Origin of the sequence: Haloprofundus marisrubri (genome assembly GCF_001469955.1) — an archaeon.
Classification (GTDB): Archaea; Halobacteriota; Halobacteria; order Halobacteriales; family Haloferacaceae; genus Haloprofundus; species Haloprofundus marisrubri.
In genome coordinates, this window is sequence record NZ_LOPU01000013.1 from 1 (window position 1) to 14,222 (window position 14,222).

13 protein-coding genes and 1 pseudogene are annotated in these 14,222 nt (G+C 63.8%); 8 read left to right on the plus strand and 6 right to left on the minus strand.

Features of this window, described 5'->3' with window-relative positions; translation table 11 throughout:
- Nucleotides 1–616 (minus strand): annotated as a pseudogene (locus AUR64_RS02470) (hypothetical protein); the annotation flags it as partial.
- Nucleotides 617–767: 151 nt separating this feature from the next.
- Between AUR64_RS02470 and AUR64_RS02475 the strand changes: the two are divergent.
- Nucleotides 768–2,786, plus strand: a complete 2,019-nt coding sequence (locus AUR64_RS02475; protein WP_058580375.1) for a hydantoinase/oxoprolinase family protein — start codon at nt 768–770, stop codon at nt 2,784–2,786.
- Nucleotides 2,783–4,402, plus strand: a complete 1,620-nt coding sequence (locus tag AUR64_RS02480; RefSeq protein ID WP_058580376.1) for a hydantoinase B/oxoprolinase family protein — start codon at nt 2,783–2,785, stop codon at nt 4,400–4,402. The genes AUR64_RS02475 and AUR64_RS02480 overlap by 4 nt, the downstream gene beginning before the upstream one ends.
- Before the next feature lie 38 nt (nt 4,403–4,440).
- Here the strand turns inward: AUR64_RS02480 and AUR64_RS02485 are convergent, their stop codons facing one another.
- From AUR64_RS02485 to AUR64_RS02505, 5 genes are all read right to left on the minus strand, one after another.
- A complete protein-coding gene (locus AUR64_RS02485; RefSeq protein ID WP_058580377.1) occupies nt 4,441–5,214 on the minus strand; it encodes an SDR family NAD(P)-dependent oxidoreductase in 774 nt (257 codons plus the stop codon).
- A 51-nt stretch (nt 5,215–5,265) separates the two neighbouring features.
- On the minus strand, nt 5,266–6,015 hold the full coding sequence (locus tag AUR64_RS02490) for an SIR2 family NAD-dependent protein deacylase (protein ID WP_058580378.1): 750 nt from the start codon (nt 6,013–6,015) through the stop codon (nt 5,266–5,268).
- Nucleotides 6,016–6,081: 66 nt separating this feature from the next.
- Nucleotides 6,082–6,303 carry a hypothetical protein gene (locus AUR64_RS02495; RefSeq protein WP_058580379.1) on the minus strand — a complete coding sequence of 74 codons (222 nt, stop codon included), beginning with the start codon at nt 6,301–6,303 and terminating at the stop codon, nt 6,082–6,084.
- 176 nt (nt 6,304–6,479) lie between these two features.
- On the minus strand, nt 6,480–6,884 hold the full coding sequence (locus AUR64_RS02500) for a helix-turn-helix domain-containing protein (protein ID WP_058580380.1): 405 nt from the start codon (nt 6,882–6,884) through the stop codon (nt 6,480–6,482).
- 128 nt (nt 6,885–7,012) lie between these two features.
- Nucleotides 7,013–7,504, minus strand: coding sequence for a hypothetical protein (locus tag AUR64_RS02505; RefSeq protein ID WP_058580381.1), 492 nt, complete (start codon nt 7,502–7,504; stop codon nt 7,013–7,015).
- Nucleotides 7,505–7,779: 275 nt separating this feature from the next.
- Between AUR64_RS02505 and AUR64_RS02510 the strand changes: the two genes are divergently transcribed.
- The 6 genes from AUR64_RS02510 to AUR64_RS02535 all read left to right on the plus strand — a co-directional run bounded on the left by AUR64_RS02510 (nt 7,780) and on the right by AUR64_RS02535 (nt 14,197).
- Entirely contained in the window at nt 7,780–8,850 is a 1,071-nt protein-coding gene (locus tag AUR64_RS02510) for a phosphotransferase family protein (protein WP_058580382.1), read from the plus strand.
- Between the two features lie 45 nt (nt 8,851–8,895).
- Nucleotides 8,896–9,729 (plus strand): MBL fold metallo-hydrolase, encoded by an 834-nt coding sequence (locus AUR64_RS02515; protein WP_058580383.1) that lies wholly within the window; start codon nt 8,896–8,898, stop codon nt 9,727–9,729.
- A 162-nt stretch (nt 9,730–9,891) separates the two neighbouring features.
- Entirely contained in the window at nt 9,892–11,478 is a 1,587-nt protein-coding gene (locus AUR64_RS02520; protein ID WP_058580384.1) for a hypothetical protein, read from the plus strand.
- 82 nt (nt 11,479–11,560) lie between these two features.
- Complete coding sequence (locus AUR64_RS02525) at nt 11,561–12,469, plus strand: hypothetical protein (RefSeq protein WP_058580385.1); 909 nt, start codon at nt 11,561–11,563, stop codon at nt 12,467–12,469.
- A 293-nt stretch (nt 12,470–12,762) separates the two neighbouring features.
- A complete protein-coding gene (locus tag AUR64_RS02530) occupies nt 12,763–13,158 on the plus strand; it encodes a DUF5805 domain-containing protein (protein WP_058580462.1) in 396 nt (131 codons plus the stop codon).
- A 43-nt stretch (nt 13,159–13,201) separates the two neighbouring features.
- The gene (locus AUR64_RS02535; RefSeq protein WP_155120489.1) at nt 13,202–14,197 is read left to right on the plus strand and encodes a tyrosine-type recombinase/integrase; all 996 of its coding nucleotides are present in this window, start codon (nt 13,202–13,204) and stop codon (nt 14,195–14,197) included.
- Nucleotides 14,198–14,222: the final 25 nt, after the last annotated feature.

The following is a 14,222-nucleotide window of genomic DNA, read 5'->3' on the forward strand; positions in this document are numbered from 1 at the left end:
CCGTCTCCCGGTGCCCGGAAAACTCCCCTTTCGTCTCGAAAGCGTACTCACCGGCACCGAGTCCGGCCTGTGATATCTCCGATTCGCTGCTGGTGAACCTGTGCTCGGCTTCGCTCAGTTCCGTGTTGTCGACCCTGAGCGTCCACGTGTGACTGTCGCCCGCTTCGAGATACATCAGCGGTTCTTGGACGACGCGCGGCGCGATATGGAACCACTCGCTATCGACGCGTTTCCACAGTCCCCAGTCGTAGTAGTTCGTCTCGAACGCCACTTCCGTCCGGTTCGAGAGCGTGAACTCGACCATCGCTGCCGGCAGCGACGCGCTGTCTGTAGAGGACACGAGCGACAGCGGTGACTCGTCCGGAGTCACTTCGGGATAGCAGACGATGCGCCCCACGGAGTCGCCCACCGGCGGGCAGTCGGCGTCTTCGGGAGCGACCCCGACTTCGGGCGGTTCCGGTGGTTCGGAAGTCTCGGTCGGGTCGTCAGTCGTCACGCTGGACGTACCCGAACGCTCCGTCTCGTTCGTCGCTCCGCTGGCATCGCCGGAATCGTTCGGAGCGGTACAACCACCGAGTCCGACCGCAGCGGCGACGAGGAGGGCTCTTCGCTTCACACCACCGCGCTCACAGCGGTCGCATAAATGTCTCGTGGTCGACCAAGTAGCAGAAAACGCCGAGTCGCGTTCCGGAACGGAATACTACTTGCCCCCGTAGCGGCACACCTCGGACATGCCAATCGTCTCGCTGTCTCCGGAGGTGCGCTGAGTGGCCTCGCACGTCGGCGTCGACGTGGGCGGCACGTTCACCGACGTCGTTCTCCTGACCGACGACGGGTCGCTCGTCACCGCGAAAGTCCCCAGTACCGACGACCAGAGCGTCGGCGTGATGGAAGGAATCGAGAAAGCCTGTTCGGAGGCCGACCTCGACCCCGCAGACCTCGACGCGTTCTCGCACGCGATGACCGTCTCGGTCAACGCACTGCTCGAACGCGACGGTGCGAAGACAGCGCTCGTCACGACGGAGGGCTTCCGCGACGTGCTCGAAATCAGACGCCAAAATCGGCCGAGTCTCTACGACCTCGACGCCGACCTGCCGGAACCACTCGTCCCCCGTCGCCGCCGGTTCGAGGTCGACGAGCGTGCGACGACCGAGGGAATCGAACGCCCCGTCGACGCCGACGAACTTCGGACTCTCGCCGGTGACATCGCGGCCGCCGAAGCCGAGAGCGTCGCCGTCTCGCTGCTCCACGCGTACGCCCACCCGGAGAACGAGCAGGCCGTCGCCGACGCGCTCCGTGAAGAACTCGACGTGCCCGTCTCGGCGTCACACGAAGTGCTCGCGGAGTTCCGCGAGTACGAGCGAACCTCTACCACTGCCGTCGACGCGTACGTCACCCCGGCCATCGACGCCTACGTCGGTCGTCTCGAAGAGCGCGCGGGCGACGCAGGCGTCCCGACGCCGCGCATCATGCAGTCGAACGGCGGCATCGCCTCAGCGAAAACGGTCAGAGAACACGCGGTGACGACCGCGCTTTCGGGGCCGGCGGCGGGTGTCGTCGGCGCGGGCGCAACCGTCCAAGCCTCCGAGTCGCTTCGCGGCCTCGTCACCTTCGACATGGGCGGCACCTCCAGCGACGTGAGCCTCGTCCGAGACGGCGAGGTGGAACGAACGACAGACGCCGAAATCAACGGCCACCCCATCCGCGTACCGATGGTCGACGTCCACACCGTCGGTGCGGGCGGCGGAAGCGTCGCGTGGGTCGACGCCGGCGGCGCACTCCGCGTCGGCCCCGAGTCCTCGGGTGCGAACCCCGGACCGGCATCGTACGGTCGCGGCGGCGAGAAGCCTACTGTGACGGACGCGAACGTCGTTCTCGGCTACATCGGCGGCGACACCGCCTTGGGTGGCGAACTCTCGCTCGACGTCGACGCCGCCCACGACGTGCTCTCCGAACTCGCCGACGAGGCGGGCCTCGACGACGCTCTCACTGCCGCGCAGGGCGTCTACCGCGTCGCCAACGCGAACATGACGCGCGCGATTCGCACTATCACCGTCGAACGCGGCCACGACCCGCGGCAGTTCGCCCTCGTCGCTTTCGGCGGTGCGGGGCCGATGCACGCCGCCGCTCTCGCCGACGACCTGGGCGTCGAAACCGTCGTCGTCCCGCGCGCCTGCGGCGTGCTCTCGGCGTACGGTCTCCTCGCCGCCGACGAGAAACACGACTCCGTCAGAACCGTGCGAACGCCGCTTTCGGAAATCGACCTCGACCGGGTCGAAGCCGCCTACGACGACCTTCGAGCGGACGTGCTTGCGGACGTCGAAAAGTCCGAGGAGGCCAGCGTCGGTCGCGTCGCCGACCTGCGCTACGCCGGTCAGAGTTTCGAACTCTCGGTTCCTGTCGATGACGAGTTCGACGCCGAGGCGGTCGCAGAGCGGTTCACCGCCGCTCACGAGGAGACGTACGGCTACACGCTCTCGGACCCCGTCGAACTCGTCAACCTCCGGTCGACGGCGACGGTCGAACGCGACTCCCTCGACGTGACGTACGAGGCGACCGACGACCCGAGTCGCGGAACGCGTGAGGCGTTCTTCGGATTCGACGGCGACGGCGAGTTCCACGAGACGGCGGTGTACGACCGCGAGGCGTTCGCTCCGGGGGCGACCTTCGAGGGACCGGCGATTCTCGAACAGAACGAGAGCACCGCCGTCGTCCCGCCGGAGTGGTCGGGGGAAGTCGACGCCGATGGCACTGTGGTCCTCACCAAAGGAGGTGAGCGCCGGTGAGCGACGACCCGAACGCCGACGCCGAAATCGACGCGGTGACGCTCGAAATCGTCCGCAACCAGTTGGAGGGTGTCGCCGAGGAGATGGGGCAAGTGCTCATCACCTCGTCGTACTCGCCGAACATCAAGGAACGCCGCGACTGCTCGACGGCGCTGTTCGACGCCGAGGGCCGCCTCGTCGCCCAAGCCGAACACATCCCGGTCCACCTCGGCGCGATGCCCGCCTCCGTCGCGGCCATCCTCGACAGAGACCCCAAACCGGGCGACGTGTTCGTCCTCAACGACCCGTTCGAGGGCGGTACCCACCTGCCGGACGTGACGATGGTCTCACCCGTCGCCGTCGACGACGAGATTCTGGGATACGCCGTCTCTCGCGCGCACCACGCCGACGTGGGCGGGATGACACCCGGCAGCATGCCCGCAGGCGCACGCGAAATCTTCCAAGAGGGACTCCGCCTCCCGCCCGTCCGACTCGTCTCGGGGGGCGAGGTGGTCGACGACGTGATGAACGTGCTGCTCGCAAACGTCCGCAGTCCGAGCGAGCGCCGCGCGGACTTCCGCGCGCAAATCGCTGCCAACGACCGCGCGCAGTCCCGTGTCGCGGACCTCGTGAGCGAACACGGGAGAACGCAACTCCTCGCGGCGTTCGACGCGGTCATCGACTACTCTCGCCAGCGTATCACGTCCGAACTCGCCGAATTGCCCGACGGAACCTACCGCGCGACCGACGCGATGGAAGGCGATGGCGTCACCGACGACGACGTTCCTATCGAAGTCGAAGTCGAAATCAGTGGGGCGGAAGTCCGCGTCGACTTCGCGGGTACCGCCGACCAGGTCGCGGGCAACGTCAACGCGCCCTTGGCGGTCGCAAAAAGTGCAGTTTACTTCGTCGTTCGCGCGGTGACCGACCCCGATATCCCACCGAACCAGGGCTGTTACGACCCGATTTCGGTCTCCGCGCCCGAAGGGTCGCTTCTCAACCCCGTTCCTCCAGCGGCCGTCGTCGGCGGCAACGTCGAGACGAGTCAGCGCGTCACCGACACCGTCCTGACTGCGCTCGCCGACGCCGCCCCCGACCGCATCCCCGCACAGGGACAGGGAACGATGAACAACCTCATCATCGGCAATCGGGACGCTGGTGGGTTCACCTACTACGAGACGATTGCCGGCGGATTCGGCGCGCGCCCGACCAAAGACGGGATGGACGGCGTTCAAGTCGGGATGACGAACACGCTCAACACGCCCGTCGAGGCGATGGAAGCCGAGTATCCGCTGCGCGTCGAACGGTACGCCTTTCGGCAAGATAGCGGCGGCGACGGCGAGTTCCGTGGCGGCCTCGGTGTCGAACGTGCGGTCACCGTCGACGTCGATTCGACGGTTTCGCTTCTCACCGAACGCCGTCGGACCGCACCCGCTGGCGTCGCCGGCGGGGGGCCGGGCGCTGTCGGCGAGAACCTCGTCGGCGACGAGTCGGTTCCGGCGAAGACGACGCGCGAGATTCCGGCGGGAACGACCGTCACCGTGCGGACCCCGGGCGGTGGCGGGTACGGCGACCCCGCCGACCGCGACATGGAGGCCCGAGAACGCGACCGGGCCGACGAGAAAACGAGCGAGTGAGTACGACTCGAAGTCGTCGGCTTCGTTCGAGATTTGAGTTAGACGTCCGGCGACTCCATCACCTGCGGGACGCCTTGGGCGGTGATGGTTTCGCCGACGACGTACGACGACGCGGGCGCAGCCAAAAATTGTGCAATGTCCGCAATTTCCTCGCTGACGCCGATGCGTCGTTTCACCTCGCTTCGTTCGATGTCGTCGCCGGAGACGCCCATCTGCGTCTCGACGCCCGGCGTGGCGACGAATCCGGGCGCGATGCAGTTGACGCGGACGTCGTGGCCGGCCCACTCGTACGCCAGCGAGGTGGTGAGGTTGATGATTCCAGCCTTGGCCGCGCCGTAGTGGCTCATGTACGGTGACCCTTGCTGGCCGGCGACGCTGGAGAGGTTGACGACGCTGCCGCCGCCGTTCTCGCGCATGTGCTCCCCGGCGACTTGCGTGCAGTGGAACGTCCCGGTGAGGTTGATGTCGACGATAGTGCCCCAGCCGTTCGGCGAGATGTCCTCGAAGGAAGCCATGAACGACGCGCCCGCGTTGTTGACGAGCGTGTCGACGCCGCCGAACTCCTCGACGGTGGCTTCGACGAGCGCTTCGACGGCCTCGCGGTCGGTCACGTCGCACTCGACGGCCAGCGCGTTCGCGCCCGTCTCGCGGATTTCCGCGGCCACCGGTTCGACGTTGTCGTGGTCGCGCGAGCAGACGACGACGTTCGCGCCGTCGGCGGCGAACTCCTCGGCGATAGCCTTCCCGATACCGCTGGATGCTCCGGTGACGATAGCGGTCTGTCCAGCGACGCTGAACCTGTCAGTTACCATGGAACCGACGAGGTGTGCTGGAGTAATAAACGTGATACACGAGGCAGTTCGTCAATCGACGACGCGTTCGAGCAGTCGCGGAAGCAGTTCGGTCACATCGGCTCGAAAGACGTAGTCGGCGACTCCGTCACTCCCCGTTTTGTCGAGGTTGACGACGGCGAGCGTCCCGTCTCGCGCCGCGGTCCGCGGCAGCGACGCCGCGGGTTCGACCTGTAGCGACGACCCGATAGCCAAGAACGCGTCGCTCTCCTCGGCCAGTTCGCGTGCATCGGCCAGCGTCTCTCTGCCCAACTGCTCGCCAAACAGCACCACATCGGGTTTCCAAACGCCGCCACAGTCGCAGTGCGGTGGGGTCTCGCCGTCGCGGACGCGTTCGCGTACCGGCCCCGCAGTTTCCTGCTCACCGCATCGACGACAGACGACACGCTCGGCGCTGCCGTGGAGTTCGACGAGGCGCTGGGTTCCGGCCTCGGCGTGCAGGCCGTCGGTGTTCTGCGTGACGACGGCGTCCAGTACCCCTTCGCGTTCGAGCGTCGCCAGCGCGTCGTGGGCGATGTTCGGTTCGATTCCCGACGGGCGCATCGCGTCGTGGAGTTCGAGGCGGTCGGTCCAGAAGCCGGCGGGGTCGCGTTCGAACCGCGAGATGTGGAACGCTGCGGGGTCGAACTGGTCGCCCCAGATGCCGCCGTCGCCGCGGAACGGTGGGATACCCGAAGGAACGCTGATTCCCGCACCGGTGAGCGCGACGACGCTGTCGGCGTCACGGAGTTCGGCGGCGAGCGAGTCGAGTCGGTCGGTCACGACGCGTCTTCGGGGTCGACGGACAAGAAAGGGGCTGTCGACACACTCTCGCAACACTGTCCGAATCTAGTCCGCATCCGTCACCGTTCGCCGTACCTCGTAGACGGTCATCCCAAGCGTAATCAGCAACATCACTACGAGCGAGAGTTCGTAGAGCGTGTCGATGGCTGTCAGTCCTTCGGTGGCAATTCCGGTGAGCGTCTCCCGTTGGAGGGAGAGGTAGACGAGACAGAGTCCGAACAGCGAGAGCGCCCCGCTCCAGCGCCGCAGTCCATCAACGAACGTCATAGTGTCACGTCCTGCACCTGATACTTGAACGGTCGCACTCTCCAGTGGTTCGTCTCCATTTTTGACGTATCGCTCGCTTCGTCAACTCGCGAGGCCGTGTCGTAGCCACTAAACGTGGCTACCGATAGTTGAACCGCAGGCTACCGGAGCGAGCGAGGCCGAACGAAACCGGACAATCAGTTCTCGACCGGTGGCGAACGCGGCGGACTCTCGGCGTACTTCTGGTCGAACTCGCCGATGAGTTGCCCCATCTTCGCGTACCAGTCGTTGAGCATCCGCTGCATCTCCTGTGCGATTTCGTCGGCGCTGCGTGGGCGGTAGACGTGGTAGTAGCCGCCCTGTTCGTAGTTCACTTGTTCCTTCTGGAGGAACCCCGCCTGCAGCAACCGCTGGACCGAGCGGTACGCCGTCGACCGTTCGCGGTCGATTTCCTCGGCGATTTCGTCGACCGTGAGGGGGTCCGCGCGGTCGTTCAGCAGTTGGAAGACGTCTTTATCTATCTCCTTGAGGTCGTGGAAACACTCCAGCAGCCCCTCACACTGCATATCCTGTCGGAGCATCTCACCCATCGAGTTGGCCATCGGACACCTACGCTACGCGACGAACGTCCAAAACGGTTTGCATAGTCTGCGCAATACTGACACGGCGACCAACACGCCATTCGCTCGGATAACTCTGTACCGATGCGAGTGCTGCTTCGACTCTTCGCTCACTCTCGTTCGCTGTTGTTCGACCCGTTCGTCCGACAGTAGCCGACTGCTCCGGCGTAGCGGTCACAGTCGGCCCGAACGAGAACGTACACCGGTTGGTCGGTGTTCGGGCCGGGTTCGTAGTGTACCGAGGCAACGACGCAGTCGGGTGACTTTTCGACTTGCTTCAGGAGGTCGAACTCGTTCCAGTCCCCCTCGTCGACGCGGGCGGAGACGACGTACCGCCCGGCGACGGGATTCCACGTGCAGTCAGCAACCGAACCCGGTATCTGGTCGCCTTCCATCCGGTCGACAGCGTGCGACGACTCGTGGACCACTTCGCCGTCACGCACGACTCGAAGGCCGAACGAGTGGCCGGCGTCGCCGTCGTGGTTGCTGACGGTGAGTCTGCCGAGCGTCGTCGACCTCGAAAGCGGGAAGCGGTCGAGACACCCTGCGAGGCTCGACGCGCCGAGAAAGCCGACCGAACTGAGGAGGGCACGGCGGTTCATGCCTGTCGTCGTCCGTCGCCCAACAAATCTTTTCTGCGATTCGTCGACACGGGTCCGCTGACGGACGAATACGCTCAGAATGACTCGGTTCTCGACTCTCGGCCACAGCACGCAATTTGATATATCGATATATGATTCATGTGTGGCGACACGGACGAATTCTGCTCGTTCGTGGTTCGGATTCGAGCACGAACTCCCTCCAATCCGGGCGAAATTCCTCCTCTCGTCTCACCCCGACACACAGTTATTCATGCCTCCGGTGCGCGTGTACACGCATGACACGCGAGGGCGACTACTTCACCCGCCTCGTCGACCCCGAACGCCTCCGCGAGTATCTCTCCGCGGAACTCGGTCCCGTCGACGACGAAGCGTACGCTGTCGACCACCACCAGGAGGGTCACTCCAACGAGACGCTGTTCGTCACGTGGGACGACCGCGAACTCGTGATTCGCCGCCCGCCACCGGGGGAGACGGCATCCAGCGCCCACGACGTCCTTCGGGAGTACGAGGTTATGGACGCACTACAGGAAACTGATGTCCCCCTTGCGAACACCGTCCTCGCCTGCGACGACCACGACGTTCTCGGCAGCGACTTCTACGTGATGGACCGCGTCGACGGCGACGTGTTTCGAGAGTCCGAACCCGAGCGGTTCGCCACTCCCGACCACCGCGAGCGAATCGGAACCCAACTCGTCGACACGCTGTCGACGATTCACGCCGTCGACGTCGACGCAGTGGGCCTCGACGAGTTCGGCTACCCCGACGGGTTCACCGAGCGGCAAGTCAAGCGGTGGTCCGAGCAGTTGACGTGGGCGTTCTCGCGGACGACCGAGGAGCGCGAAGTCCCCGTGTTGTACGACGTGATGTCGTGGCTCACCGACAACGTCCCCGAGGAGTACCCGCACACGCTCGTCCACGGCGACTACAAACTCGACAACGTGATGTACGCCCCCGGAACGCCGCCCGAAATCAGCGCCGTCTTCGACTGGGAACTGTCGACGCTCGGCGACCCGCGGACGGATTTGGGGTGGATGCTCTCGTACTGGCGCGACGACGACCCTGAACCCGCGGTTCCAGACCTGACGACGACGTTCATGGAACATCCCGACTACTCGACCCGCCGCGAACTCGTCTCGCGGTGGGAGGAGGTGACCGGATTCGAGTACGAACACGACCGCTTCTATCGAACACTAGCAGTGTACAAACTCGCAGCGCTCGGCGAGATGTTCTTCCGACGCTACCTCGAAGGTAACTCCGACGACGACCTGTACCCACAGATGGAGACACAGGTTCCCGCACTCGCCGACCGAGCGATGCGAATTATCGACGGCGACGAACCGCTCTGAGAGCAGTCCACAACACTTAGTCCGTCTCCCGTCGATGGTGGGAGTATGACTGGTAGTGACTGGGGTGACTGGCTGCCGCGCGCCGTCGCAGCGGCCGAACCCGAGACTGTCGCCGTCTGGTATCTCGGTTGTAACGGCTTCGTCGTCAAAGGAAATCGCGGCACGACGCTGCTCATCGACCCGTACGTCGGTGTCGGTGACCCACCGCGGACGGTCCGGATGATTCCCATCCCGTTCGACCCCGAAGACATCGAGGAAGCGGACGCGATTCTCGCCACCCACGAACACACCGACCACGTCCACGGCCCGAGTCAGGCCCCGATTCTCGAAGAAACGGGCGCGCAGTTCTACGCACCGGACGACTCGCTCGCTGTCGCTCACGAGGACGAAAACTGGACGAGCGTCTGGGACGTCAGCGACGACCAGTTCACCGAAGTCACCGAGGGCGACACGTTCGAGGTTGGCGAGTTCACCGTCCACGTCGAACTCGCCGCCGACGCCGACGCGACCCACCCGGTGAGCTACGTCATCGAACACGACGCGGGCACCATCTTCCACGGCGGCGACACGAAACCGAGCGACGCCTTCGACGACATCGGCGAGAAGTACGACATCGACCTCGGCATCCTCGCGTTCGGGTCCATCGGCAACATCCCGAACAAGGAGACCGGCGAGATGGTCCGCACGAAGTGGTACAGCACCGAAAACGAGATTATCGACGCGGCTAGCAGCCTCCAGTTCGACCGCCTGCTGCCGAGTCACTGGGATATGTGGCGCGGGATGACCGCCGACCCGACGTCGCTGCACAAACACGCCGCTAGCTACGAGTACCCACGGGCACTGAGTATCGTCTCTATCGGTGACCGCGTCGACCTCTGAGGTCACCGCTTTTCTTCTCGTCTTTCGACTTCGCACACGCTTTTCGTTCCGCTCGTATCTCCGGTTCGACATCACGCTCTCCTTGTTCGATTCTCCAAACTGTCGTTCGTACCAGCATTTTCGCCGGTTGTTTTATGTACTATCTCCTGAATTACCCGGTATATGAGCCAAGAGTCAGACCACGGTGAAACGGTGACAGCCTCGGCGGGTGGAGTGACCGTCGAAAAGACGTTCGCGGCCGACGAGTTCCCCGTTCCTGCCGTCAAGTTCGTGATTCAGTCCGAGCGAGACGACGTCGTCGACGTTCGTCTCTCCGACGACATCCCGGAGTCGTTCTCGATGGACCGCGTGGGCTTTCACCCCGACTACGAGAGCGCGAACTGGACTGCCTACGAGGACCAGTTCGTCGAATACGAACGAACGCTCGACCCGTCCGAGGAAGTCCTGACCGTCTACGGCGTCCGTATCGAAGAGGACGAGGACTCCTCGGCGTTTCTCACCGACCCGATGCTGGAGACCATCGTCCCCGGCGACGGCGGCGACTCCGTCGAGTCCGTCGTGGGCGACGACAGTTCCCGTGCCGTGCGGAACGCCCTCGCCGACGAGGCGACCGAACTGCCCGGACTGGATGCCGACGACCCGCTCGCTGTCGACGCTGTCCCCGTCGAACCGGCGGAGTCGGACGCCGAGGAAACGGACGTGCCGGACCCGCTCGAACTCGACGACCCGCTGGCCGACGACCCTCTCGACGAAGACACCAGTGAGGACGTTTCGGAAGTGAGCGACCCGGAGACATCGGACGAAGACGACACCGACGTACCCGAACCCTTGGCGCTCGAAGACCCGCTCTCTGAGTCCGAAGAAGCGGCTGGAGAAGACGATGACCTCGATTCATCGGCCGAAGACAACCCAGAGGAGACAGAGACTCCGGCTCCGCGTTCACTGTCGGCGAACCTCACCGCAGCGGTCGTTCCTCGCTCGTCGGACGCCGAACCGTTCGGCACGCAGTTCGACGACGTGTCGGACAGTCACGTTCCCGACGACGGCGAATCCGAACCCGAGGCCCAAGCCGAACCCGAACCGAAAGCCGAATCCGAACCTGAATCCGAAGTGCCACCGGCAGATTCAGTCGCTCCCGCACCGACTCCACAGACTGGTATCGCATCGGCGCTTGCCGCCGAAATCCGAGCGGGTGAGGTCGCCGACGAGGACCTCGACCTCCTCCGTGAGGAACTCGACTTCGGCCTTCCACGGAGCGTCGACGTCCGGATTCGCCGCCTCCAGTCGCAGATGGACGACCTCGAAGCGTACTCCGACGCGCTCGAAACGTTTCTCGACGAGAACGGCACCGCCGACGAACTCGTCACCGAACTCCGGTCGGAACTCGATTCTCTCTCGACGACGACCGACGACCTCGAAGACGACATCGCTTCGCTGCGCGACGAAGCCGCCGACTTGAACGAAACGACGAAAACTGTCGACAGCCGAGTCGACGAGGTATCGAGTCGTCTCGACGGTGTCGACGACCGGGTCGAAGACGTCGCCGCCGGCGTCGACTCGCTGGACGACGAGATGGGTGACGTCCGAAGTGACCTCGCTGACCTCGACGAACGTATCGTCACCGTCGAAGAACTCAGCGCGGACGAACGTGCGGAACTGGAGGCCGAACTCGACGCGATAGAGGAAGAACTCGAAGCGCTCGACGCGTTCCGAGACCGTCTGAGCAGCGTCTTCGGCGGCGAACAGTAACGCTCGTCGGTCGAATCGCCACGGTTTTAAAGAATCTCCCGAAACGTAATCGGTTTACGACACCGCCCCTTCTCAGCGGACAATGACACAGACCGTGTCCGTCGCCGTCCCACGGAAGGGACGCCCGCTCGAAGCGGTACTCGAACGATTTGCAACCGTGGCGGGCACGCATTCGCATTCGCATTCGGTCGCCGACGACATCTCCTCGACGCTTCGATACGAGAAGTCGGTCACGAAAGGCAACACCACCGACGACCGGACGGTGTACGAACGACTCACCGAGTACAGCGACCTCTCGGACCCGAACCGCCCCGAGTACACGCTACTTCGTGACGGCCGGGACGGACTGCCGCGACGAATCGTCTTCGACAGCGTGACGCTCTCTCTCGACGGCGTCGACGTCCAACTCGTCGGCCGAGAGGAACCGTTCCGGGCGCTGCGAACCCACGAGTTCGCACTTGGATTCGACAGTGCGGACCTCGTACTGGAGGAAGTCGTCAGCCTCGAACCCGACGGCGTCGGTAGTCTCGGCGACATCAACGCCCGCATCGACCCGATGGAGTCCGACGTTCGCGTCGTCACCGGTCTCGGCGACACCGTCTACCACACACTGATGGCGAAACCGGAGATACTGCCGGCCGGAGCGACCCTCGACCGCTCGTTCGTTACCGACTACGAGGGCCCGCTCTGTATCTCCCCGCGATACGAACGACTCGTCGAAGCGGTACTCGGAACCGACGCCATCGAAGACGTCGAGTTCCGCTACCCCGAAGACGAGAGCGAAGAGGAAGCCGCTATCGCCAACACTGGACTCGGGGTCTACCTCACCATGACGGGGTCGACGGCACGCGAACACGGCCTCGTTCTCGGCGACCACCTCTTCCCGAGTGAAACGGTGTTGATGGAGAACGACGCCGAACGAGAGAGTGCCGTCGACCGAGTCAAATCGCTGCTCTCGGAAGTTTCACCCGAGACGGCGATTCGCGTGTAACCCCCGAAAAGCAACTTTTTCACGACCCGATTTTACTTTCGTACCGTCGACCGGGCCGAGAACCACTCCGATATCTCGAGAAGATTCTCTACTCTCCCGAGCGACTGTCGTGAGAGTCACTCCACTGTCTTGTTGTATAGATTGAAATGTGGGACTAGAATGGCCAACACTAGAGCTATAATTCAATCTGTCATGTAACAGCGCCGGCTGAATGCGGGTCTAGAAGAACATCTTAGTGAGCTAAGATTCGTGTGTAGGGATACACTCTTGTGACCGCAGTTCGACGCCAAACCGTGAGCGAACCGGACACCTCTCGGTCGTCGGTGAAGACGTACGTGCCGACCTACCAGAAACAACAGTGGGCCGACCACGCCGACGAACTCGGGATGACACAAAGTGAGTTCGTTCGGACGATGGTACAGGCGGGACGACGAGGCTTCGATTTGGAAGGTGAAGACGAAAAACCGGAGGCCCCTGTTGAGCCCTCGAACCCCGGGGGTAACGCCCTCGAAGGCAGGGTCCAAGAAGTGCTCCATCGACGAGGGGTCATGTCGTGGGACCAACTGGTCGAGGCGCTCTCGGGTGACTTCGAGAGTCGACTCGAAGAGACGCTCGACTCGTTGCAGTCGGCGAACCGGATTCGGTACAACGGGCGCGAGGGTGGATACGTGGTGACCGACAGTGAGTGAGAGCGAAGCAACCGACGACCCTATCGGCTACTTCCTCCAAGACATGGTGTACCACGGTAAGTCGGAACGAACACGAACCGAGTACGAACGAGTGCTCCGTCGGTTCGAGTCGTTTCTCGCTGACCCCGACGTGAATCCGGCCGGCCGGTCGGTCGTTCCCGCCGACGCAACCCATCGCGACTGCATGGCGTGGGTCCACTCGCTTCGCGGCACCGTCGCGTCGAGTACGGTCGCCATCTACGCGGCCTACCTCCACCGTTTCTACGGCTACATGACGCAGGTTGGCGTCTTCGACTCGAATCCGATGACGCTCGTCACCGAGGAGATGGACGAGTCCATCGAGAAGGACCCGACTCGTCGCGACATCGACGTCCCGACGATGCGGGCGTTCGTCGCCGACGTTCGCCACCCGCTGCACCGAGCGCTCGTCGGTACGTTTCTGAAAACCGGGATTCGTGTCGGCGAACTCTGTAATCTCGACCTTCAGGACCTCTCGCTCGACGACGCAGAACTCTCGAACGCGTACGACCTCGGCGGTCGACCCCAACTGGATGCCCGCCCGAACTCGCTTTTCGTCTCCTCGAACCCCACCGTCGGCGAACAGCACAACGGCGACGTTCGGTCGGCATCGAACAAACGGAAACGCGACACCGTGATTCCGATAGACGACGAACTCTCACAGCTCCTAAAATCGTGGCTGGCGATTCGGCCCGATTCAGTCTCACCGGCCGACCCACTGTTCGTCGGGACCAGCGAAGGGTGGGGTGAACGACTCACCCCGAACGCCGTCCACAATATCGTCACGACCTACGCGAGCGAGGTGGGATGGTATCGCTCCGGCGGCGGTGCCACCGAGAACGTTACGCCGCACTACTTCCGACACTTCTTCACCACGCATCTCCGCGACCGGACGGGTGACCGGGGTATCGTCAAATATCTCCGCGGCGACGTCGCCACCGACATCATCGATACGTACACCCACAACTGGGGCGGGCAAGTCCGAGAGACGTACGAGTCGAACATCTACTCGATACTGTGAGTCGTAGATAAGAGCGGAAGCCAGT

Excerpts from the sequence above, each read along its gene's own strand:
- AUR64_RS02515 (WP_058580383.1), top strand. The coding sequence starts at position 8,896 with ATGACTGGTAGTGACTGGGGTGACTGGCTGCCGCGCGCCGTCGCAGCG.
- AUR64_RS02505 (WP_058580381.1), bottom strand. The coding sequence starts at position 7,504 with ATGAACCGCCGTGCCCTCCTCAGTTCGGTCGGCTTTCTCGGCGCGTCG.
- AUR64_RS02485 (WP_058580377.1), bottom strand. The coding sequence starts at position 5,214 with ATGGTAACTGACAGGTTCAGCGTCGCTGGACAGACCGCTATCGTCACC.
- AUR64_RS02500 (WP_058580380.1), bottom strand. The coding sequence starts at position 6,884 with ATGGCCAACTCGATGGGTGAGATGCTCCGACAGGATATGCAGTGTGAG.
- AUR64_RS02535 (WP_155120489.1), top strand. The coding sequence starts at position 13,202 with ATGGTGTACCACGGTAAGTCGGAACGAACACGAACCGAGTACGAACGA.
- AUR64_RS02510 (WP_058580382.1), top strand. The coding sequence starts at position 7,780 with ATGACACGCGAGGGCGACTACTTCACCCGCCTCGTCGACCCCGAACGC.
- AUR64_RS02520 (WP_058580384.1), top strand. The coding sequence starts at position 9,892 with ATGAGCCAAGAGTCAGACCACGGTGAAACGGTGACAGCCTCGGCGGGT.
- AUR64_RS02525 (WP_058580385.1), top strand. The coding sequence starts at position 11,561 with ATGACACAGACCGTGTCCGTCGCCGTCCCACGGAAGGGACGCCCGCTC.
- AUR64_RS02495 (WP_058580379.1), bottom strand. The coding sequence starts at position 6,303 with ATGACGTTCGTTGATGGACTGCGGCGCTGGAGCGGGGCGCTCTCGCTG.